This is a genomic window from Dyadobacter sp. CY351 (genome assembly GCF_021502625.1).
Lineage (GTDB): Bacteria > Bacteroidota > Bacteroidia > Cytophagales > Spirosomataceae > Dyadobacter > Dyadobacter chenhuakuii.
This window is the reverse complement of record NZ_JAKFFU010000017.1, coordinates 28,976-52,500: the sequence shown is the minus strand read 5'-3', so window position 1 is coordinate 52,500 and position 23,525 is coordinate 28,976. Positions and strand designations below refer to the sequence as shown.

The following is a 23,525-nucleotide window of genomic DNA, read 5'->3' as shown; positions in this document are numbered from 1 at the left end:
CCTTAAAATTTCTCATGTAAGCCAGTCAGTATGCGCTCTACTTCCTTCCTGACTTCGCTGCCGGGGCGTGTGAAATTGTTATTCATGAAGCTGAAAACCAGTGTTTTGCCCTTCTTGGTGATCAGATAACCGCTAATGTTGTAATTGTTACTAAAACTTCCGGTTTTGGCAAAAACAAATGGTTTTTCCCCTTTGAACTGGTTGCTCAATGTTCCCGATCTGCCACCCGACGGCAGGATCTGAAACAGCTTTTCCTGCGGCACTTTCTGATGGATTTTTTGAAGCAAGGCAGAAATTGTTCTCGGTGTAAAAAGGTTGTAACGGCTTAATCCTGAGCCATCCTTCCAGACCAACTTATCCGGTAAATCACTCATATGGTGCTCAATGGCGTGTGCTATGGCCTTTTCCGTATTGAGCGGAAGGCCGTTTGCTGATGCGTAAAGGAGCATCAGTTGCTCTGCCAGCATGTTATCGCTCACCTGCATCATTCTTTTATAAAGTGAATCGGAAGGAATGCTGTTCACCTTTTGCAGCTCGATTTCCAGTGGAATGTTGATCAGTTTGATCTCCTTTTTCAATGTATCGCTCAGCAACTGAACCGTGATCGCGTCGGTCATCCGCACCGGAACATCCTGGATAAGGCCCTGAGGCACACCCAGTTTGGAATGACGGAACAAATTCTGCATTTCGTCGCGCTCAATGCCGGAAGCCGCTGTATCCAGAACCATTGCTTTATCCCAGAATGCGGGAGAAACCCGAAAGCTCCTGGAAGCCTTTTCCGGAGCGCCGGGAACCGCATCGTTCGATTCGTCTTCCTTGGCAGCACTGCTGGCTGCCATATTCGCAGAAAAGCGCGCAATGTTGCCATAAACCGGCAAAGGCGAAATTTCCGGCTGATAGTAATCGTTGTAATCGCTCCACGCCCAGCCCGAGCCGTAGCGCTTGTTTTCAAAATTATATGGCGTGAAAAAGATCGCTTCTTTTCGGTTTTTCAAAAATTCAAAAACCTTGCTCTTTGGTAAATCCGGATGTAAAAGTGAGGGATCGCCTGTGCCGCGGATAAGGAGTAACTCGCCCCATTCCAGATATTCCAGGCCTGGAATCGAATCGCCAAGGGCACACAAGCCTGAATAGTAGCTGAATAATTTGGTGTTGGATGCGGGATTGTAATATTTGTTGCTCTGGTAAGCCGCGAGTTCTTTTTTCTCTCCGAGCTTTTGGATTGAGACGCCCGTATGCTGCTGACTGAGGACCGGGGAATTTTTTAATTCCCGTCTTAAATAATGAGATACCGAGCAACCTGAAAGCATTAAAACACTAACAAAGAAGATAAGCGTGCGCATGGAAATGTTACCTGGAATTATGGATGATGTGCGAATTTGAATGGAATTTACAATTTTATCGTATGCAATTGCGCAATTCTTTACTAAAACGAACATTATGACCTTACTTTGTATTTTATTCATTACGCACTAGGACAAGACCCCTCATGACCGATCTTCACGCTATCCTGAAGCAATACTGGGGTTACGACACCTTCCGCCCTTTTCAGGAGGATGCGATCAAAACAGTTCTTAATGGCATCGATACGCTGGTTCTGCTCCCGACAGGCGGTGGCAAGTCTGTGTGTTTCCAGGTGCCCGTGCTTGCAATGGAAGGCGTTTGCATTGTGGTTACGCCACTGATCGCATTGATGAAAGATCAGGTGGAGCAGTTGAAACGCCGGTCCATTTCTGCGGCTGCAATACATTCCGGCATGAGCAAGAATGAGATCGATATAACGCTCGACAATTGCATACACGGTAATACAAAATTTTTATATGTCTCTCCCGAAAGGTTACGGACCGACATTATGGTTGCCCGGGTGAAACAAATGAATGTTTGCCTGCTTGCCATTGATGAGGCGCATTGCATTTCTGCCTGGGGCTATGATTTCCGGCCGGCCTACCTTTTAATTTCAGATTTCCGGAAAATAATCGCCGGAGTTCCATCGCCCGCTGGAAAACGTCGGGATGTTCCCGTAATGGCGCTTACTGCAACTGCGACCGAAGAAGTAAGGGCCGACATTCTCGAAAAACTTGAAATGCGCAATGCGCGGGTTTTCAAACAATCTTTCGCCCGGGCAAATCTTTCTTACTCAGCTTTTTCCGAAGAAAATAAAGAGCGCAAGCTGCTGCAAATCCTGAAAAACGTAGCCGGAACAGCCATCGTATACGTGCGGACACGAAAGCGCACGAAGGAACTGGCCGATTGGCTTAACAGACAAGGCATCAGCGCACAGAATTATCACGCAGGACTGCCCTTCCGCGAGCGAAGCGACCGTCAGACGGCTTGGATCAAAAACCAGGTAAGGGTTGTGGTAGCTACCAATGCATTCGGGATGGGCATTGACAAGCCGGATGTGCGTGCAGTGGTTCATTTTGATCTGCCGGATAACCTTGAAGCCTATTATCAGGAAGCTGGGCGCGCTGGCCGCGACGAGCAAAAAGCTTACGCTGTTGCATTGTTTACGAAGATCGACCTGGAAGAGCTTTCTGAAAGTGTAGAAAGGAAATACCCACCGATAGAAGTCCTGAAAAGGGTTTACCAGGCACTTGCCAATTATTACAAACTTGCCGTGGGCGGAGGTGAATTTGCCAGTTTTAATTTTGATATACAGGAGTTTACCGGAATTTTTGGCCTTGCCGTAAATGAAACGCATTATGCTTTAAAACTGCTCGAAGAAGAAGGTTTCCTGCAACTGAGCGAAAGTTTTAATGACGCGTCAAAAATTCATTTTCTCGTTGATAATCGCCAATTATACGATTTTCAGATACGTTACCAGGAAATGGATTCGTTTATCAAGGTAATTCTGAGGATGTACGGCGGTGAACTGTTTACGGAATATGTGCGGATCTCTGAAAACGAGCTGGGCCAGGTTTATTTCGCGCCGGAAAATGAGGTTGTGAAGAAATTGAAATTCATGCACGAACGGGAAATCATCGACTATGAACCCCGGAAAAGCAAACCGCAACTCACTTTCCTCACGCCCCGGTATGATGCAACATTATTACCGCTTAACGTTTTTGAAATAAATAAGAAAAAAGAGCGGGACATCAAAAAAGCGCGCGCTGTGGCACATTATGCATCCCACACCCGCATTTGCCGGACTTTGCTTTTATTAGAATATTTCAATGAATTTGATGCGGAAGCATGTGGAGTTTGTGACATTTGCATTCAAAACAAGAAAAACGAACTGGCTCAAAACCCCGGACTGGAAACTACGTTAACCAATTTTTTGGCACAAAATGGCCCGGTAACACCCAATGAGCTAGGCATAGCATTTGAAGACATTCCTGAAAAGGATTTTTTACAGACATTACAACAATTGATCAAAGAGGAAACGATCCGGTATGATGATGCCGGGAAGCTATCCCTGACTAACAAAACTCAACATTGAAAAAAACAGTCCTTACTTTCGCACTATTCCTTTGCATTTTATCACAAGCGGTTCACGCTCAGCAAATTCCAGGTCTTGAACTAAGCAATTACGGAGGCTTGTACAGGGCCACGCGCAATCCCGCAGTCCTGGGCGGGCCCAAACACAAATGGCAGATCAACATTGGAACATTAGGAGGAAGCATCAATTACCGGTATTTCAATTTTGTTGGTGAAAATTCTCTGTTATATCCGTTGCTGATTCCACATTCGACGAAAGAACTATACGGCCGCTCCCGGACAACCGGTTCCCTGCTCAATGATGACCCGATTTATACATTCAGTGAAATCCGCTGGCCCTCCGCAATGATCGCCATTGGCAAATATCAGGGGCTCGCACTACAATTCAGGACGAGGGGATTTGTACAAGGCAAAAACCTGCCCGACCCGATCCAGACGTTATATTTTCACCGGCTAGACACAGGCAGCACACCGCCAACCGACCAGCCGTGGGGTGATTTTAATCTGGTTCAGCAAAGCTTTTCGGATGTAAGTGTTTCCTATGGCGTGCAATTACTGGATCTTGACGCGCACAAACTGCGTATTGGTGTAACCGGAAAACGTGTTTTCGGAGCCAGGATCGGCTATTTGAATGGCTCGGCCGATCGTTACAGCATTCGCCCGCTGGCCGGCGCGGATGAGACGAGCGAGCTGGTTATCCAAAATTTCGCCTATGAAAGCGGTTACAGCAATCCTAACAAGAAAATGCGCATTTCCAATCTTTTCAATTCGGACCAATATGGCTCCGGATGGGGTTATGATCTGGGCTTTTCTTATGAGCTTGGGGCTTATTGGAATAAATCAAAAGAAGTGTTTGACGAAAGCCCGGAATATCTGGTAAGACTTTCTGGATCATTGACGGATGTGGGCTCCATCCGTTATAAAACCAACCGCAGCAAAGTGAGTTCGGGACGTGAAACTGAGGCTGTTGTAGGCCAAAAAGAATTGGAGAATGTAAGCGACGAAGGTCCGGAGGGTTTCATGACGCTTTTCCCATCCGACCGTGACACGACATTCCAACGAAACATTCAGCTTCCGCAAGCGCTTCATTTAGAAGCAGATATTCAGTTGGTAAAAGGTTTTTTCCTGAATTTATCCAAAACAAAACCATACAAGCGCAGAAGCGGCGAATATCTGGATACTTACCAGCTCGAATCATTTACAATCACACCCAGATTCGAGGATGAAGATTCTGATTTTTCTTTCCCCATTTCCTTTATTAAGGGAAATAACAGGCCGTCTATTGGCGCTGTGGGGCATTTCGGGCCTGTTTTCTTGGGGTTCAGTAATGTTAACGGGTTATTGAAAAAAGGCGGAGCCAGAGGCAGCATGGTTTATTTAGGTTTTACTGCCTGGAAATTGAACAGGAAAAAAGACGCGGAATGATCTTTCATATAATATGAAAACATCTGCGCTCTTCTTCATCCAACTATTTCTCCCATTCTTACTGGTCGCACAACATCACGGCCATACAGCGCAACCGCAGGCAACAGGTGTGGAGCCGCAGCCGTTGCTGGCCCAGGCCATGCGCTTGCAGGAAGCGCTTACATTTTCGGGAAACGCATTAGCGGCGGAGGATGCCAAGAAGCTGAACGCATTGGGCAACAAGCCATTAACCCAGGAAACAGTTGCAGAAATACAGAAAATATTTGATCCCTATTGCCTTAATGTTGTCGATATTAACCCCGAGGGACGTGTAAAAGTGCTGCGGGGAGCTGCTAAGGCAACATTGATTCAGGGTGGCTGGACGAGTTTTTTGGTTAAAATAAAAAATGACGCCGGCATTACGGCCAAGTTGCAAGCCGAAAGCCCGAACGCTCAAAAACCCTATCATTCCCCTTCTTTCGAGCCAAAAGTAAAGAAAGAGCACGAACTGACGCCCGGACAAGTTGCCAACCGGTTTGCTGATATTCAAATGTATACCAAACCGCCGTTGCAGGATAATCTGACCGGTTTGAAGCTGGAATATGCCATCGTGCAGATTTATTCAAAGGACGCGGGCCAGCGCGATATTGAAGTGGCTTATAACGTAGGTCAGGGTTCCCAGGATCTTGGTTTCCGTAATTCGACGCACATTCTTTTCAATGCTAAACCTGCTGTGAAAGTGAAGCTCAATGTGAAAGATGTGGACGGAAAACCCGTCATGGCATCTTTCCTTATCACCGACGGACAGGCACACGCTTCGGGAAAATTTTCCGGCATTTACCCGCTTCCCTCCCGGCGCGTTGCCGCATACGACACCTATCCTGATTTTTTCTTTCAGCCCCAGATTTACCGCGCCGACGGCGAGCATGTGATGTTGCCAGCCGGCAAATATCAGGTGAGTTATACGCGCGGACCTGAGTACATTAAGCAAACAAAAGAACTCATTATCCCTGAAAACAAGGATTCTATAACTGTTTCTTTTGAGCTGAAACGCTGGATACAAATGACAAAGCTCGGCTGGCACAGCGCCGATCATCACATTCACGCAGCCGGTTGCAGCCATTACGACAGTCCTACCGAGGGTGTAGATCCCAAAGACATGTGGCGGCAAGCATTAGGCGAGGACCTGAATATGGCGGCCAACCTGGCCTGGGGCCCGAGCTGGTATCATCAGAAGACGTTCTTTACCGGAAAAGACCATCCACTTTCCGACAAAAAGAACATTATGCGCAATGATGTAGAGGTTTCGGGGTTCCCGTCGTCGCATTCCGGGCACATTGTGCTGCTGCGCATTAAAGAAGATGATTATCCCGGCACCACGCTCATCGAGCAGTGGCCAAGCTGGACCGCTCCCGTACTTTCCTGGGCCAAATCGCAGGGCGGCGTGGTGGGTTATGCGCATTCCGGTTGGGGTTTGCAGCCTTTGGAGCCAACGGATAAGTTACCCAACTATGTTGTGCCGAAAATGGACGGCATCGGTGCTAACGAGTACATTGTGACGGTTACCAATGATCTGGTTGACTTTTTCAGCGCCGGTGACACGCCTGCGCCATGGGAATTGAACATGTATTACCACACATTAAACTGCGGTTTCAGGCCCAGGCTGAGTGGCGAGACCGATTTTCCATGCATTACGGACGCGCGGGTCGGTCAGGCAAGAAGTTATTTTAAACCTGTTGGCCCCTATAATTATGATAATTATGTGGCCGCTATCAAATCCGGCAGAAGTTACGTGTCGGATGGAAAATCGCATATTATGGACTTTTCGGTTAACGGAAAAAAGTCAGGTGTTGGTGATAGTGAGGTTGCTGTCAAAACTAACGAAACGATAAATATTACAGCCAATGTCGCTGCATATCTTCCTGAAAAACAAGATGCAGCCGGTGAAGCGATTGCAAAAACGTCCATTATTCTGATGCCTTACTGGGACATTGAACGGGCCAGGATCGAGAAATCCAGGAAAGTCCGGGTGGAGCTGGTCGTTAACGGAGAAGCTGTTGACACTACGGAAATCAATGCGGATGGAGCGGTAAATAATGTTAAGTTCTCTTATAAGCCAGCAAAATCAGGCTGGGCTGCTGTGCGGGTTTTCCCGAGCTCACATTCCAATCCGATCTTTATAAAGGTGAATAATAAGCCGGTTATTGAGAAAAAAAGCGCTGAATGGTGCCTGGCAACATTGAATCAATGCTGGAAAATGAAGGAACCTAACATTCGAGCAGAGGAAAAAAAGGCTGCGGAAGCCGCATATGAGGAAGCCAGGAAAAAATATCAAGCAATTATCGCGGCTCCTTAGTGTTCTGGAAATCGTTCAGGATGTTGTTACATGCCTCTGGCATTGCAAATTACATTTGAATGTGTTTCTACCAATATTACATGCCTCCGGCATTGCACATTACGTTTGAATATGTTTTTCTACCAATGTTACATGCCTCCGGCATTCCCTCCCTGTAAACAGTAATATTGAAGCAAGAAAGTCGCGGAGCGACGTAATATCGGTTGCAATTGGATTTCGTGGGTTAATTTAATCCCGGCAGGGATGTAAAATAATGCATGATGTTTCGACCAATATTACATGCCTCCGGCATTCCCTCCCTGTAAATAGTAACATTGAAGCAAAAAGTCGCGGAGCGACGTAATATCGGTTGCAATTGGGATTTGATAGATTAATTTAATCCCGGCAGGGATGTAACATAATGGGTGATGTTTCTACCAATATTACATGCCTCCGGCATTTCCTCCCTGTAAACAGTAACATTGAAGTAACAAAAGTCGCGGAGCGACGTAATATCGGTAGCAATTGGGGATTTCGTGGGTTGATTTAAATCCCGGCAGGGATGTAACATAATGGGTGATGTTTCTACCAATATTACATGACTCCGGCATTCCCTCCCTGTAAACAGAACATAGAACAAAGAAAAGTCGCGGAGCGACGTAATATCGGTAGCAATTGGGATTTCGTAGGTTGATTTAATCCCGGCAGGGATGTAACATTATGCGTAATGTAACGACCTATTCCTATGCATTTTTTCTCTTGAAAATGCTTCCGATCCGGCTGAACATTCGTTTTTCAAATTCCCAAAAGAAGTTAAACTTCCCCCAGATCCAGCCCCAGGCAAGTAAAATCACTTGGTATAGCGGTAAGATAATGATGATATTAATGCCCCAGCGAAGCCAGGCCGGCGAATCTTCCGTGACGCCAAGTATATAAAACAGTCCACGCTTTACATATAAAACCGAAAAGCCCGTACATGCGAAAACGATTAGAATGACTATCACATCCCAACCGTTTTTAACATTCCAACGCGCTTTCAGTTTTTCGATCATCAGCTGATTTTATTCATAAAGAAAATCCAGATGCTCTGGCTTGATCTCCTCATCGTCCAATGTCAGGAATTCTTCCCAAAACGGATCATTAGGGACCCCAGCCTTGCAAATGATCGGCTCCTTTTTTACAGGATGCTCGAAATAAAGTCTTCGGGCATGCAGATTAATGTTGTTATCCTTGTTACCAACCGGGTAACCGTATTTTACGTCGCCCCGGATCGGGCAGTTCATGGATGCAAGCTGTACGCGTATCTGGTGCGGCCGGCCTGTAACCGGCGTTACTTCCAGCAAATGAAACTTATTCACCTCTCCTAACCAGCGATAAGATAGCTCTGCACGCTGCGTTCCGGGTTTCTCGTAATCATAAGCCGTTGTCACATTTCGGGACTCGTCTTTGGAAAGATAATGTACTAGTTTGCCTTTCTTCTCTGCCGGACGGTTTTTCACCACTGCCCAATAGGTCTTCTGAACATCACGCTTGCGGAAAATCTCATTCATCCGTTCCAACGCTTTTGAAGTTTTAGCAAACACAACAAGCCCGCTAACCGGTCTGTCCAGCCTGTGCACCGTGCCCAGGAACACCGCACCTGGTTTTTGATATTCTTCTTTGATATATTCTTTTACCATATCGAGCAGACATTTGTCCCTCGTCGCATCACCTTGCACCAGAATGCCTGGCTCTTTGTTGACGATAATGAGGTGATTGTCTTCGTATATGATCTGAAATGGGCGCTTTGCCATATTATTAGTTCTTTACTTTTTAAAAGGTTAATAAGATTCCTGTTCATTCGGGAATGACTTACCTTTTACATCTTTTATATAATTTGATATTGCATCCGTCATCACACCATTGAGATCGGCATAGCGGCGTAAGAATCTGGGCTTAAAGGCTTTATTAATGCCTAAAAGGTCATGCAAAACCAAGATCTGACCGTCTGCATGAGGCCCTGCTCCTATTCCGATCGTTGGAATGGTTACGGTTTCTGAAACTTGTTTCGTTAACGAAGAAGGGATTTTTTCCAAAACAACCGAAAAACAACCTACTTCTTCCAGCATACGCGCATCATCAATTAACTTCTGCGCCTCCGCCTCCTGCTTGGCTCGTACAGTGTAAGTGCCAAACTTGTAAATAGATTGCGGTGTAAGGCCTAAATGCCCCATAACAGGCACACCCGCGCTTAATATGCGCGTGATAGAATCTTTGATCTCCAATCCTCCTTCCAACTTCACAGCATGCGCGCCCGACTCTTTCATAATGCGGATCGCCGAATTCAATGCTTCCCGAGAATTTCCCTGATAAGATCCAAAAGGCAAATCCACAACAACCAATGCCCTTTTCACAGCCCTTACCACTGATGTGGCGTGGTATATCATCTGATCAATCGTAATCGGCAATGTAGTTTCGTGGCCGGCCATGACATTGGAAGCCGAATCCCCTACCAGGATCAACTCCACGCCAGCCGCATCTACAATGCCTGCCATGGAAAAATCGTAAGCTGTAAGACAGGATATTTTCTCCCCACGGGTTTTCATTTCCTGAATGATGTGGGTGGTAACGCGCTTTATATCAGGAGTATGGATAGACATAATCTTGGATGAAAATGAGTAAATAATAAATTCCGGATTCCTGGCCTACCTGCGGATCAGCCAGCTTTCCGGATTGAGACGCGAAGTATTTTTCCAGATCTGGAATTGTAATTCGGATGTGCCATCGCTGTCGGTGGCTACCCTGCCGATGTTTTCACGGGCTTTTACTTTTTGTCCGGCCCGCACCGTAACCCCGTTCATTTTCGCATAGATGGTCATGTAGTTACCATGTTGAATGGCCACCACATTGCCCATTCCAGGCATCTCTGTAACGTCAAGCACAACACCGTCATAAACCGAGCGTACCGGCTCGCCAGCGGTTGTCTGAATGTCAACACCCAGGTTATCAACCATTACACCTTTCAAAACAGCATGTGGGCGCTGGCCAAAGTGCCCGGATACGAATCCTTTCACGGGCCATGGCAACCTGTTTTGTGATGCGGTGAACGATGATGCGAGTGTGGTTTCCTCCTCGCTCATCCCGCCTGAACTGATCGGTGCTTCTTCTTCCTCTGGCTTTGCTGCAACAGCCGCTTCACCTTTCTTCTCTCTTTCAGCATTTTCACGTGCCAATCTTTCGCGCTCTGCTTTTCTTCGCGCCTCTCTTTCTTCTCTTTCCCGGCGCTCGCGCTCAATACGCTCACGTCGCTCGCGTTCTGCAATGCGGCGGATATTCGCCTCCAAAAGGTCGGTAGCACGCTTATTTTCAGCGATTTGTTTTCTAAGTTCTACTTCTTTCTGGGAAAGCTCCTGGATTACTTCGTTTTGCTTCGTTTTCAGTCCTTCAAGCTTGGTATTCTCGGTGACCCGTGTATTCAAAACCGTTTTCTGTTGGTTTTGCTTGGCTGTAATGCGACGGCGTTCGTCCATTAGCTTACCTTGCAAAACCTCCATTTCCTTCACCTGGCCCTGGCGCGCTTCCGTATATTGTTTCAAATACTTGTAGCGCAGCACAAACTGATTGAAAGTGCCCGAAGAAAACAGAAAAACCAATTGATTAAAATACACATTCCGTTTGGAAGCTTCGTAGATCATGTGACCATACTCGGTCTTCAATTTGGCCAGACTGCTGTCAAGCGCCTGCCGCTTTCTCTCCAAGACGCCCAATTCCTTATTTAAGAGGTCCAAGTCATCCGAAAGCAGGTCTATTTGCTTTTTGTAAGTGTTAATTTGCTGATTAAGCGCTTTCAATTGACCAAGATTGACATTCTTCTGGGATGATGTCTGGCGCAGGATGCCCTGGATTTCTCTGATCTTGCTCTGGTTCTCGCTCTTCTCGCGTTCGAGCTGTTCACGCGATTTCTGCGCGTAAGCACCCAGGGACGCACAAAAGATGAACGTTAGCAGTAATAGTAAACGACGAAAATACAATCTTTGAAAGGGCATACAGTTAATTCTTGCGGCCAAAACTCCTGGAAAAGGCAGGCAAAGTTAAGCAGACTTGGGGTTTTTGACCCTATGATCGCCGCATGACCTGCTGATTTTTACCTTTTTCGCTTATAAGAAGCCGGAACGCTAAATGGAAATCCTGGATTTTCGGTAACCAGATCAACCTTACTATGCTTAATGTGCATGGTGGTCTGCCGGACTTGCTGGTCTTTTTGCGACTTCACATTCAGGTCAATGTGGCTTGTGAAAGGAAAAAGGAAGCTTTTTACCTCTTTAAAATCTGAATAGTCAAGTGTAAATGTATTTTGTGTCGGCACTTCGGTTGCTTTCAATCGGGAGAGTTTCAAATTGTTTTCTCCAATGTAATTATCAACTTCCAGCCGCTCAACAATTTGTTTGAGTACATAAAACTCATTTTCCTTCACAAAACGCGCATCGGGCTGCTGCGGAAAGGGTAGGTTACCAATGATTACAGACTGCAAAAGCGCGAAATTCAGGTCAAAATTATACTGCTTACTAAGCTGCTCGTAATTGAAGACGAAGTAATCCTTATGAATTTTATCCATAAAAACGATAGAATCACGGGTTATAAGTCCCCGGGCTACTTCGAACCCTACACCTGTGACGGAAAGCCAGATAATGCTGTCTTTCTTCATCCGGATGTTGATGTTTGTATTATTAAAATCAGATGATTTGCTTTTGAAATCGACTTTTGACTTGGCGACCAGATAGTCAAATGAAATAGAATTGACCTTTACCGATCCCGACTCGCTTGCAGAAGCGGAATCTGCTGCTGGCACAGCTGCCAATGAATCTGCTGAGTTTGGGGCCGCTATAACCAGGGAATCGCTTGGTGCAGGCTTATTGTTTTTGGAGAGACGCTGCTTGTGGCAAGCCGACAAACAGATCATCCCGATTGTCACTGCCCAAACCGTAATTTTATTGCTCATGTAATGCACCTGTTGCTATTTTTTTGTCAAGAAGTTCGGTCGTCTCTCCCATACTTCTGGCTTTCTTCCATTGCGCAACAGCATTGTCGCGTTCGCCGAGTTTGAAAAGTACGTCTCCATAATGTTCAACAATCGTGCCACTTACGCTGCTTGTATCGACCATTGCTCTTTCCAGAAACTCCTTCGCTTTTTTGTAATCCTTACGCACGTATAGCACCCACGCATGCGTATCCAGGTAAGTTGGATTATTCTTATGCTCCTGCACCAGCTTTTCAGACATTTTAAGTGCCAGATCAAGCTTTTCACCGCGCAGCGACAAGTAATAGCTGTAATTATTTAAAACGTAATCATTGTTCGGATTGTCCTTTAAGGATAGCTCATAAGCCGCATCCGACTTCTCGTGGTCGCCCAAACCATTGTAAGCATCACCCATCTGAGCATGGATAACCGGGATCATTTCGGGCTTATCACCGATCAATTTCAGGCTTTCTTCAAATGCAGAAAGCGCTTCTTTGTAGTTTTTCTTTGCCAATTGCGCAGTGCCGTTCGAATACCAGAAGATCCCCTGGTTAGGAAAAAGTTCAAGTGCCTTTTCCGAATGTACCAGCATGCTATCAACCTGATTCAGATCACCATCCAGCTGTAAAACTGCGCCCCAAACCTGAAAAACGGAGCCGTCGATTCGGGCAGCTTTGGCATACAGATCACGTGCTTCTGCCTTTTTATTCTGGCGCATCAGCAGATCTGCATAGATCACATTGGTGCGGGATTCATTAGGGTGTGTTTCAGATAACTGTTTTGCAAGTGAAATGGCTTCCACAATTTCGGCATCGGTTTTGAGCATGGTCAAATAACCTGTCAGAACGCGAATTTTGGGGTCTGCGTCGAGGTTAGGGTTTGCAAAAACGAGTTTTAACTCCTCGTTACACTTTTGAACGTCGCCATTTCTACGGTAAATGTCTGCCAGCAACACATGCGCCTGCGCCTCATCCGGGTTCACTTTCAATGCTTCTTCAAGAGGAGCCACCGCTTCCACGATCCGCTCGTTAGCGATCAGCATTTCAGCTAGTTCTACCAGATAACTTACTTCACCCGGCTCGGCGGCTATTAGCTTTTTGGCTTCCGCGAGCGCTTTTTCAAGATTATTCTGTCTCAAATAAAGCTGTTCTTTCTGGTGCGTGATTTCTTCGGTCACACCCAGCGATTTTTCCAGCACATTATAGGTTTCAATTGCCTTATCGAACTGATCATTAAATACATAAACCGCCGCAAGCTCTACACCATATTGCACATTACCGGGGCTCTTTTCGAGTAATTTCTCATAAATCACCGCAGCTTCCGAATATTTCCGGCGTTTTGCGTAAAGCTCTGCAAGCTGCTGGGAATAGTAAATGTTTTCCTTATCGAGGTCATAAGCTTTTTTAGCAGAAACAATGGCATCGTCAAACTTTTCCAGCTTTACGAGCGCCGTAGCCAGCAAATAATGACTTGCGGGATCGTTTTTACTACTTTCTACGAGTTTTTGAAAAATAGGAAGTGCGCGATCCGGCTCATCCTTCATGATAAACTTCATTCCTTCCGCAGCAAGCGATTCCTGCTCCAATCGGGCACTCGTTACTTCGGGTTTTTCAGCTTCTTTCTCACGTGCTTTACCACGCCGCTGCGCTTGCACATCCGGTGCGACAAAGACGCTTGCGATGAGGCAAATAAGCAGGGTCCATTTTATATATGCAGTCCTCATATTATTATCTAAACAAAGTCAGATCCGAAGAGGTGACAAGCCATTTACACGTAAAAATCAAAGTTACCAATTTTTGTCTGTATGATTCGTTGGCTCAACAGCCCAAATAAGATTAGTAACGTTCAAAACAAGGTAATCTTATCTGAAAATCAGCAGACTTGAAAAGTTTCGAAAACTTTCCAGGGAATGTAAAGTCATTGCTAATCAACCGCATAGGTTGCTTTTCCCGATCCTGGTGTGCCAGACAAGCTTAATGCATCCGCACGGATATCAATATTTGTCACCGCATCTGTATTAAAATATTCAAATTTAACTTTGCCGTCCTTATTCGTTCTCAACATGGGAGCCCAGAATAGGGTAGAGCGGTAATCGGGCGTTGTGGCCTGCTGCTTGCTAACCTCATATTTTGGGGCATAAAATTCTTTGGGAACATTAAAACCGGCTATCTTGGAAACCAGCACACCGGGGACAATGTCCTGTGAGTAATCGTAATTCTCGTTGCCTCTTTTGGTCAAAATCGAAATGACCCCATTGCCGCCGCGGCTTCCGAAAATAGCGGCACCGGGTCCTTTTAAAACATCGATCGATTCCACGTCGAATGTGTTCAGACTCGATATCATATCCTTGTCCACCGGCATTCCGTCCAACACAAACAATGGCTCTCCACGATTGCCCCTAATGTACACCGAAGCATTTATCCCTGAGCCAACCACCTGAACCCCAGCCACGCGGCCCGCAAGAATGTCCAGAATACTTCGCCCTGCGGATGCCATTTGGTTAGTCACTTTGATAGAAGCGTCTGCGGAGCCGTAAATTTTCCTGGAATCCCGCTGCACTTCTTTTTTGCCCTTAATGGTTACTTCCTGCAATAAGCGTTCCCGGCTTTCCCTGATTTTTCGGGCTATTTCCTGGTCTTGCTCGGCCCTTTTCAGGTATTCCAAAAGCTGTTTTGCATCCACGGTAACGGGATAAAAAGGTGCTTTTACCAATGTTGCTTTAGGCGCAGCAAAAGGGTCGAGGCGAAAGGAGAGGCTGGCATTTCCTTTCTTGTTCATTCCCTGCAAACGGATTTTCAATGAATCCGTAAAAACGAGGTTATAAACTCCAAAGCGACCGTTTGGATCTGTTTCGGCGGTCAGGAACGTGTTCAGGCTATCATTACTGAGATACATTGACAACATTACTTTTTCGCTCAGCTTTTTATTATTTCGCTTCACTTCTCCTTCCAGTGTAATGCCTTGTTCAACAAAACGTTGCGGCGCAGCAAGCGAATCAGTCAAAACATCTTCCCACAAAAAACGGCTCCAACCTTGCGTCATCATCAGCATATCCATATGGATCTTTTTTTCCGTTTTGTTCGGATCAAAATAGTACGACGGTTGTTCAATAAAACCTTTGAGATCGGACGAAAGCAGGAGATAAGAAGCAATGGTTTCATCATAAGGCTGTTGCAAAATCTGTCCTGCATCAGTAACGGCCACGGAAAGGTTTGTTTCAACAGGCTTACCAGCCGAATCTGTCACGGAAATCTCAATTTCCGCTTTTTCCCGAGGCTTATAGGCCGTTTTGCCAGGCGAAATACTGACTTTCAGATTCCTGTCGTGATTAATGAAAACAAGCCTTTCGCTTACCGGCTTATTTTGTTCATCAAACAATGTCAAATGTGTGATGCCATCCGGCAGGCCCGTTGTAGGAAGGTTCAACATCAGGCCTTTGGATGTAACTTTTCCTTTGGCCACAAAGGCAACAATGCCGCGCGCGTGTCCTACAATGTGGATCAGGGATTCTGATTTTCCCGGCAACACACCGTACACAATTACACGCATTTTCAAAGGACTGGAAAGATTGTCGACCACCATTGTGTAACCGCTTTCCATCACTTTCGGAAAATCAAAACGCGAAACCTGGCCATCCTTCGCTTTTACAAATGCACTATAAACTTCCCCCGACTTCGGCTCAAATGCAAAACGCCCCATCCCGAGATGACTGCTTGTATAGAAGGCGACCGTATCCTTGCTTTTGTTTAAAATAAAACCATTTACATCCTGACCTAAACCATTACCAGCCAATGCTTTGAATGCAACGCGCGTATTGACTCCTGCCACCAGCTGCCCACCCTCCGGGAAAAATTTCAAGTCCAAACCGCCAGCCGCAGCAGGCTCCGAAACGGTCTCGGGATCGAACAGATAAATGTCTTTTTGAAAAAAATAATCCTCTGAAAAATTACGCATCCAGTTCGTGTAAGCGCGGATCGTATACGCGCCCTGTCCGATGGAATCGGCTAGCACAATTTCACCATGCCCAATCCCACCTGAGAGCTGAACCCGCCGCAGTGCTACATTTTTGCCGGTTCGGTGTTCTATCAGATCCACATACAGCAGATTACTCGCGCTATCGGCAAGGTGGAGCGAACCTTCCACCAAATAACTCTTAAACCACAACGTGTCGCCCGTCACATAATAGGGTTTGTCCAGGTGCAGATATGCCTTTTCTTGCGGAAACACTGTCCTGTAATTCGATAACCTGGCTGCTACCCGTTGTGTAAAATCATCATCAAGCCATTGAAAACCAGTCAATAGCAACAAAAAAGCTGGAATGAGGCATTTCTTTACGGTGTTGTTTGTCCATGGCATAATTTCAAAACTAAAATGAACTAATGTATTTAACGGTTCAGGCGGCTGACCAGCAAGTAAGCCGGATAGCTGATCACAAGAAATAATAATGCATACTGCGTGCTGGCGAGATCCTGAATGACCGCTCCGACCAGGAATGCAATGGATAAGATCAGCATAATAATGGGCAGGATAGGGTAGGCGGGCACTTTCCATGGCCTTGGCAACTCCGGTTCCTTTTTACGCAGCGCAAGCAATGAGGCAAATCCGGAGGTGTAGCCGAGCACAAAAAAGAACGTCGCAATGTCGGAAAGCTTTTCGGTGGCGTCTTTGCCGATGAGGATCAGCGTGATAGCAACTGCGGAAGTGATCAGCATCGCAACGGCCGGCGTCCCGCCTTTGTTTACCGCCGTTCCTCCCCGGAAAAAGAGCCCGTCACGGCTCATGGAATATAGTACACGCGGATTGAACAGCAACTGTGCATTTACTATCCCCAAAATGGATATCATCAAAAATAACGTGACAATCTTTCCTGAACCCTCTCCAAAAATTAACCGGATAGAATCCGCCGCAGCGAGCTTGGACTGCGACAATTCATTCATGGGCAGGACATGCAAAATGGCCAGGTTACAAAGCAGATAAATGATAATGATCAGCAAGACGCCGCCAATCATGGAACGCGGCAAATTTTTCGTCGGGTCGCGGTCTTCTTCTGAAAAGTATGCAGCCGTATGCCAGCCGTCATAGGTGTAAAAAATCGCCTGCAACGAGAATATAACGGGCGCGATCCAGCTGCCCGTTTCGACGATTTTGCTCGTTGTCAACTGCGCCTGCTCGGCGGTAACTTCGTTGCCATAGATGAAGCATACTGCCACAAAAATGAACAATCCAAGCCCTTTAAGCACACTCATAATGTTTTGGAAACTGCTCGCCAATGCCAGCCCGATCCAATGTATACCAGTCAGGATCAGGAGCATACCAGCCGCTACATAAGGTTCATAGCCAACAAATGCGGGAATAAGCAATGCAAGATATTCGCTCATTGTATAAACGCCGAAGCCCAATGCCGAACACGTTCCCAGCCAGCTGTTTATCCCGACAACGAAGCCTGCGTAGTTGCCAAAAGCCCGTTGCGCATAAATGTACCAGGCGCCGGCTTTGGGCATAGAAGTGCCCAGCTCGATCGTGCACAATGTTCCCAGAAAAGCATATAAACTCACTGCGGCCCACAATCCCATAATGAGCCAGTAATCGCCCAGTTGCTCCGCAATAGGACCCGGTTTTCTGAGAATTCCCGTCCCTATGGTGCCGCCAACGGTGACTGCAACGCCAAAACCGACGCCAAGGATTTTGAAAAGTTCATTTTTGGCTGCCGGTTGCTGCATAGGAGAGTGAAGTTGCGTTTTCGAAAATAGGAAAACTTTTTCTTTTTGTAACTCCTATATTCTTATTGATCTCACTGTGAAAACCTGCAACTGCCCCGCAGCACATATTGAAAAGCGAGACGGGTTGATGTTCAAAAAACGTGCAGGAGGTTGAGTTTGAATCATTGTCCAATGATGCAATTTTGTTGGTGATTGCGCTCTAAAAGCCATTAAATTGCTGAGCCTTACCGGACATTGAATGGATTTAATAATTTAGATGTTAATTCGTATCATTACAAGGAAACAATCAACCTGTTCAATGGAGATTTTAATTGAAATACCCGAAAAGAAGGCTCCCTTCGTTCTGGAATTACTAAGAAATTTGAAATTTTTGAAGATTAAAGAAACGGGCAACCAAGGTTCTTTTGAAGATTTTCAAAGCCAATGGAATGCACTTTCTTTGCGGTTGCCGCAGGGAGAGCCAGACATAACAGAAGATGAAATAGATGCTGAAATAAGAGAGGTAAGGGCAAATAGAAGCCAGAACAAGCGTATTGCATGAAAGTGGTCGTTGATACCAATGACTACATTAGCGCTTTGATCGGCAAGAAACATCGAGCCAAGCTTGAAAAAGTGATTCTTAATATTGATGTGCAAATTCTGGCTGATCTGACATTACTTGAAGAAATCAGGGAAGTTGCTTATCGCGATAAATTCAGGAAATACGTAAGTATTTCGGAAGCAGACGATTTTATAAATACACTCAAACTCAGGCTGAAACCTATTGTGACAACTTCAATTGTCACTGCAAGCCCAGATCCGGACGACAATTTTTTGCTTGCAATAGCCCAAGATGGAAAGGCAGATTATATTGTAACCGGAGATAAATCAGATCTTTGTCATTAGGCTCGTTCAATAATATCAGTATTATCCGCTTAGACGAGTTTTTGAAAATCATAGGTGCTGTTTAAAACAAAAAAAAGCAGATGCCGCTTGCGCTTCATCTGCTTTTAATTCTGTTATAGAATCTTACAAAACAGCCTCAGCGAGTACTAGTACCTGATTATTAAGCACTTCTACGACGCCGCCGTCGATAAGATAAGATTGTTTTACGCCACCGGCTTCCACAACCACATCACCTTTGCCCAGCGTGCTAACCAATGGTGCGTGACGGTTTAAAACCTGAAACTGTCCTTCAGTACCCGGTAATGTAACGGCATTTGCCTCTCCGGCAAACACTTTTTTATCTGGGGTGATGATTTCTAAATGCATGAATTCAATGTTTATGATGCACTACAACTTATCTCGTTGCTTCTGCAAGCATTTTTTCTCCTTTTGCCTGCGCATCTTCAATAGTTCCAACCAGGTTGAAAGCCATTTCAGGAAGGTGGTCATAGCTGCCATCCATGATCAGGTTGAAACCTTTGATCGTGTCGTTAATATCAACCAATGTTCCTTTCAAACCTGTGAACTGCTCTGCAACAAAGAATGGCTGAGACAAGAAACGCTCTACACGACGAGCGCGTGAAACGACAAGCTTATCTTCGTCAGAAAGTTCTTCCATACCAAGGATCGCAATGATATCCTGCAATTCTTTGTAACGCTGAAGAATATTCTTAACACGCTGTGCGCAATCGTAATGGGCTGCACCTAATGTTTCTGCGTTCAAAATCCTTGAAGCTGAATCGAGTGGATCCACCGCTGGGTAAATTCCTTTTTCAGAAACTTTACGGCTTAGTACTGTCGTTGCGTCCAAGTGAGCAAATGTTGTCGCAGGAGCAGGGTCAGTCAAGTCATCCGCAGGCACGTAAACTGCTTGTACAGATGTAATTGAACCGCGTTTTGTAGATGTAATGCGTTCCTGCATCTGACCCATTTCTGTGGCCAATGTTGGCTGATAACCCACCGCAGAAGGCATACGTCCTAAAAGTGCAGACACCTCAGAACCAGCTTGTGTAAAGCGGAAAATGTTATCGATAAAGAAAAGAATATCACGACCCTGACCTTCGCCATCTCCGTCACGGAAATACTCAGCCATTGTCAATCCTGAAAGTGCCACACGAGCACGTGCGCCAGGAGGTTCGTTCATTTGTCCGAAAACGAAAGTTGCCTGTGAGTCTTTCAATGTGTTATAATCCACTTTTGAAATGTCCCAGCCGCCTTCTTCCATGCTGTGTTTGAATTCGTCGCCGTATTTAATGATACCGGCCTCGATCATTTCACGCATCAGGTCATTTCCCTCACGGGTACGCTCTCCAACACCTGCAAATACGGAAAGACCAGCGTATGCTTTTGCAATGTTGTTGATCAATTCCTGGATCAAAACGGTTTTACCAACACCGGCACCACCGAAAAGACCAATTTTACCTCCTTTTACATAAGGCGCAAGCAAGTCAATCACTTTAATCCCCGTGAAAAGGATTTCGGTAGAAGTTGCAAGATCTTCAAATTTAGGAGCTGAGCGGTGAATGGAGATACCATTCGAATTGTCAAGCGGTGTAAGTCCGTCGATCGCTTCACCGATCACGTTGAACAGACGACCTTTGATTCCTTCGCCGATCGGCATTCTGATCGGGGATCCCAGTGGTGTCACCGTCATGCCGCGTTGCATCCCTTCGGTACTATCCATCGCGATGGTGCGGATCCGGTCTTCACCCAAGTGCTGTTGACACTCAAGAACTACTCGCTGACCATTTGATTTGATGACTTCTAACGCATCAAGGATCGACGGAATACTTCCGCTTTCCTCAAATGATACGTCTACAACCGGGCCAATTACCTGCGTAATTTTTCCTATGTTTGTCGCGTTTGCCATTATATAATTTTGATTATCTCCAATGAGGTTTTTTTCAGACCGCAAAAGTAGGAGATAATTTGGTCAGTACCAAGAGTGGAATTATTGATTTATTGGATATTTTTTAGAAAATGAGTCCGTTTTAACAAAATCTCTTAGTTAAAATTCTGTGAAACGGTTTAAATAAATTTTATGAAGGAATTTTTTTTCTGGAAGGTTTGGTCGCCGTCCGAGCGGAGGATGACGGTGGGGGCTTTCCTGGTTTTGGTTTTGGCGCTGGTGTTTTTTGCGGTTAAGAGCATTGATCCGCTGGGGAATGTGATCCGGTGGAATGTGGTGAGCGAGCTTTCCGAGACGACTGCAGTTGTGGATGTGCTGCAGATCGGGGAGTGGCAATATGGGATCTCGACGCCTTCGCATTTGGTGACGGAGAGCTTCATGGCTTCGGTGATGGAAACGGATTTTTTGTCTGTTGCGCTGTTTTGGATTTTTTCTTTGATTGGATTAACAATTCTCCTGGCTGCCCTGACGACCATGTCGCGGTTTTGGTATCTGGCAGGCACCATTGTATTTATCCTGTTTCTGGCATTTTCAAGACTGGAAACATTAGGCGCATTCGGGGATGCCAGCCGGGCGCTTTTTATGATCGCTGTAATTTTATATGGCGGCGTAACTTACTATTTTCATGCATTCAGGCCGGATTTTGGCATTGGAAGGCGGATTTTAGGTGTGGGAGCGGTGACTGTTCTTCTTACAGTTCTTATTGGTTTTTTAGCTAAAACTCCATTTCCAGCTTTAACCGCAGCTTCTTACTCATTTCCTTTCTGGCTGCTCATTACCATTCTCTTTTTGCTTGTTTCTGCGACGGAAATCATTGCAGGATTAGTGTGGCTCAGCACGAGCGGTTCTGTTTCAAAAGGAAAATCCGGGTTGGTTAACTTCTTAGTGATCAGCATTCTGTATTTGACATTGCTGCTTTTGCTATATCTGAGAAATACGAAGCAGATTGATTTCGATGCAACATTGATCAGTCCGGCCTTTCTGGCATTGGCATCCGGGGTTCTGGGAATTTGGGGTTTCCGGCGTCGCGCCGATTCTACGGATGGCATTATACCGTTCCGCAGCACGGGTTTCTGGCTTTATATAGGCATGTTTATCATTGCAGTTTCGTTTGCAGGTTATATGTCGGCGACTGCCAATGATCCGGTTTTAGAAACATTGGAAGATGTAGTTGTGCAGGGTCAGCTTGCAATGAGCGTGCTCTTTTTGTTTTACGTGCTGATCAATTTTTATCCCCTTTTTCAGCAAAAACTGGCCGTCTACAAAGTGCTTTACAAGCCAATGCGATTTGGGCTTACGCAAACGCGTTTGTTTGGTTTCACCATCCTGATCGTGTTATTTTCTATTCAAAGATTGCTGCCGGTTAACCAGGCAATTGCGGGTTATTTCAATGGATTAGGCGATTTGCATGCCAAAACAGAGGAGTTTACGCTTTCGGAGCAATATTATAAGCTCGCTGTTCAGCAGGAATTTCAAAACCATAAATCCAATTACGCCTTGGCCTCCCTTGCATTGCGGCAGGGCGACAGGAATGCGGCGGCTTTTTATTTCAGACAGTCATTTCTCAAAAATCCTTCGCCCCAGGCTTATTCGGGGTTAACGGGCATTCTGGTGCAGGAGAATTTGTTTTTTGATGCGGTTTATAGTTTACAGGAAGGCATCAGGACGTTTCCAAAAAGCGGTGAGCTGCTGAATAACCTGGGCATGCTGTATTATAAAACCAATGTTGCAGATTCGGCTTACTATTATCTTGCAAAAGCAGAGGAAACGACCAAACGAGCTGAAATCCCGGCAACGAATCTGCTCGCTATCCTCGCCAAAAACACCGATTCCGGCCTGCTGGATTCGCTTGCCACGGCGAGTGAAAAGCGCGATTATCTTTCCTGGCAGGCCAATTGGCTCGCTGTGCAGAATCTGAGGCAAAATTTTTCAAAGGAAACATTCAACAAAGATGCAGTTCCCGCGGATTCGTTGCTGAGCGTTTCATCTTTTGCTTATTTATTGAATTACGCGGTGAACCAGGCAAAACAAGACAGCACGCCAGCCAGATTATTGCCTGAACTGGCAGCAAAAAATCCTGTTCTTTCCCAGGATTTGAGCCTTGCTGCCTTGTATTCCCAATTTTACAGCGGCGACAAACTCAAAGCATTGGAGACATTAACAGGCTGGGCAGACGAAGACGGCGAACAAAGCAATTTATATCATAAAATATTAGGACACTGGCTTTTACAGCTCGGCCTTTACGACAAGGCAATTGAAACATTGTCCGTAGTTGAAGGCGTTGAAGGGACCATTGGCATGGCTGTTGCGAACGCCTTAGCAGACAAAAAAGAGGTTGCCGTAATTCTTTTGGATAAAATTCAGGACAAAGAACAAAGTGCTGCGATTGAAAAACTGAAACAAACATTGTTCTCGGGTGTTAAGCCCAAATCGCTTTCGGATTCGTTGTATTTAGTTGCACAAAAATCGCCTTCGGACAAGAATTTTAATAATGCAGTGCAGGTCAATCCTTTTGATGAAAGAGTTGTTTCCTCGGCTTCGGCGCATTTCCGCCAGAAAAAGCAGACTGCAAAGGCTTACAAACTCGTGCTGGATGCCTTGCGATATAATGAATATGCGCCACAATTATGGGCACAATATGCGTATCTGAGTCTGGAACAAGGTTTGATCGGTCAGGGGAACGAAGGAGAGGAAAAGGTGAGGCAGTACGCATTGCCTGCCGATTATCAGCAATTTATGACTCGCTATCAGCCTATGCGGGCACTTATCGAAAAACAACGGGCAGAATTTCAGTGATTT

General features: G+C 45.7%; 17 protein-coding genes. 6 read left to right on the top strand and 11 right to left on the bottom strand.

The features are described from left to right. Positions 1 to 2: 2 nt before the first annotated feature. On the bottom strand, positions 3 to 1,343 hold the full coding sequence (locus L0660_RS25500) for a D-alanyl-D-alanine carboxypeptidase/D-alanyl-D-alanine-endopeptidase (RefSeq protein WP_235161937.1): 1,341 nt from the start codon (positions 1,341 to 1,343) through the stop codon (positions 3 to 5). Between the two features lie 146 nt (positions 1,344 to 1,489). Between L0660_RS25500 and L0660_RS25495 the strand changes: the two genes are divergently transcribed. From L0660_RS25495 to L0660_RS25485, 3 genes are read left to right on the top strand one after another with little or no spacing between them, the layout of a single operon-like run. Continuing rightward, positions 1,490 to 3,439, top strand: coding sequence for an ATP-dependent DNA helicase RecQ (locus tag L0660_RS25495; RefSeq protein WP_235161936.1), 1,950 nt, complete (start codon positions 1,490 to 1,492; stop codon positions 3,437 to 3,439). Then, on the top strand, positions 3,436 to 4,863 hold the full coding sequence (locus L0660_RS25490; RefSeq protein WP_235161935.1) for a DUF5723 family protein: 1,428 nt from the start codon (positions 3,436 to 3,438) through the stop codon (positions 4,861 to 4,863). Before L0660_RS25495 ends, L0660_RS25490 begins: the two co-directional genes overlap by 4 nt. Before the next feature lie 13 nt (positions 4,864 to 4,876). After that, complete coding sequence (locus tag L0660_RS25485; RefSeq protein ID WP_235161934.1) at positions 4,877 to 7,198, top strand: CehA/McbA family metallohydrolase; 2,322 nt, start codon at positions 4,877 to 4,879, stop codon at positions 7,196 to 7,198. A 722-nt stretch (positions 7,199 to 7,920) separates the two neighbouring features. Here L0660_RS25485 and L0660_RS25480 read toward each other — a convergent pair. From L0660_RS25480 to L0660_RS25445, 8 genes are all read right to left on the bottom strand, one after another. Next, a complete protein-coding gene (locus L0660_RS25480) occupies positions 7,921 to 8,229 on the bottom strand; it encodes a DUF6787 family protein (protein ID WP_235161933.1) in 309 nt (102 codons plus the stop codon). A 9-nt stretch (positions 8,230 to 8,238) separates the two neighbouring features. Continuing rightward, positions 8,239 to 8,970 (bottom strand): RluA family pseudouridine synthase, encoded by a 732-nt coding sequence (locus L0660_RS25475; RefSeq protein WP_233799241.1) that lies wholly within the window; start codon positions 8,968 to 8,970, stop codon positions 8,239 to 8,241. Positions 8,971 to 8,997: 27 nt separating this feature from the next. Beyond that, on the bottom strand, positions 8,998 to 9,816 hold the full coding sequence (gene panB / locus L0660_RS25470) for a 3-methyl-2-oxobutanoate hydroxymethyltransferase (RefSeq protein WP_233799240.1): 819 nt from the start codon (positions 9,814 to 9,816) through the stop codon (positions 8,998 to 9,000). A gap of 45 nt (positions 9,817 to 9,861) precedes the next feature. Beyond that, positions 9,862 to 11,202, bottom strand: coding sequence for a murein hydrolase activator EnvC (locus tag L0660_RS25465; RefSeq protein WP_026632594.1), 1,341 nt, complete (start codon positions 11,200 to 11,202; stop codon positions 9,862 to 9,864). 98 nt (positions 11,203 to 11,300) lie between these two features. Continuing rightward, positions 11,301 to 12,155 (bottom strand): DUF4292 domain-containing protein, encoded by an 855-nt coding sequence (locus L0660_RS25460; RefSeq protein WP_235161932.1) that lies wholly within the window; start codon positions 12,153 to 12,155, stop codon positions 11,301 to 11,303. After that, on the bottom strand, positions 12,145 to 13,896 hold the full coding sequence (locus tag L0660_RS25455) for a tetratricopeptide repeat protein (protein ID WP_235161931.1): 1,752 nt from the start codon (positions 13,894 to 13,896) through the stop codon (positions 12,145 to 12,147). The genes L0660_RS25460 and L0660_RS25455 overlap by 11 nt, the downstream gene beginning before the upstream one ends. 200 nt (positions 13,897 to 14,096) lie before the next feature. Next, the gene (locus L0660_RS25450; protein WP_235161930.1) at positions 14,097 to 16,529 is read right to left on the bottom strand and encodes a TonB-dependent receptor plug domain-containing protein; all 2,433 of its coding nucleotides are present in this window, start codon (positions 16,527 to 16,529) and stop codon (positions 14,097 to 14,099) included. A gap of 29 nt (positions 16,530 to 16,558) precedes the next feature. Then, positions 16,559 to 17,893 carry an APC family permease gene (locus L0660_RS25445; protein ID WP_235161929.1) on the bottom strand — a complete coding sequence of 445 codons (1,335 nt, stop codon included), beginning with the start codon at positions 17,891 to 17,893 and terminating at the stop codon, positions 16,559 to 16,561. 298 nt (positions 17,894 to 18,191) lie between these two features. On the opposite strand from L0660_RS25445, the gene L0660_RS25440 reads away from it, so the two are divergent. Together L0660_RS25440 and L0660_RS25435 are read left to right on the top strand one after the other, a co-directional pair. After that, the gene (locus tag L0660_RS25440) at positions 18,192 to 18,434 is read left to right on the top strand and encodes a hypothetical protein (RefSeq protein WP_235161928.1); all 243 of its coding nucleotides are present in this window, start codon (positions 18,192 to 18,194) and stop codon (positions 18,432 to 18,434) included. Beyond that, positions 18,431 to 18,778, top strand: coding sequence for a putative toxin-antitoxin system toxin component, PIN family (locus tag L0660_RS25435; protein WP_235161927.1), 348 nt, complete (start codon positions 18,431 to 18,433; stop codon positions 18,776 to 18,778). Before L0660_RS25440 ends, L0660_RS25435 begins: the two co-directional genes overlap by 4 nt. A 123-nt stretch (positions 18,779 to 18,901) precedes the next feature. On the opposite strand, the gene atpC is transcribed toward L0660_RS25435, so the two are convergent. Further along, positions 18,902 to 19,144, bottom strand: a complete 243-nt coding sequence (gene atpC / locus L0660_RS25430; protein WP_026632589.1) for an ATP synthase F1 subunit epsilon — start codon at positions 19,142 to 19,144, stop codon at positions 18,902 to 18,904. Between the two features lie 28 nt (positions 19,145 to 19,172). After that, positions 19,173 to 20,687, bottom strand: a complete 1,515-nt coding sequence (gene atpD / locus L0660_RS25425) for a F0F1 ATP synthase subunit beta (RefSeq protein ID WP_026632588.1) — start codon at positions 20,685 to 20,687, stop codon at positions 19,173 to 19,175. Positions 20,688 to 20,858: 171 nt separating this feature from the next. Here atpD and L0660_RS25420 point away from each other — a divergent pair, with 171 nt between their 5' ends. Continuing rightward, a complete protein-coding gene (locus tag L0660_RS25420; RefSeq protein ID WP_235161926.1) occupies positions 20,859 to 23,522 on the top strand; it encodes a tetratricopeptide repeat protein in 2,664 nt (887 codons plus the stop codon). Positions 23,523 to 23,525 lie beyond the last annotated feature (3 nt).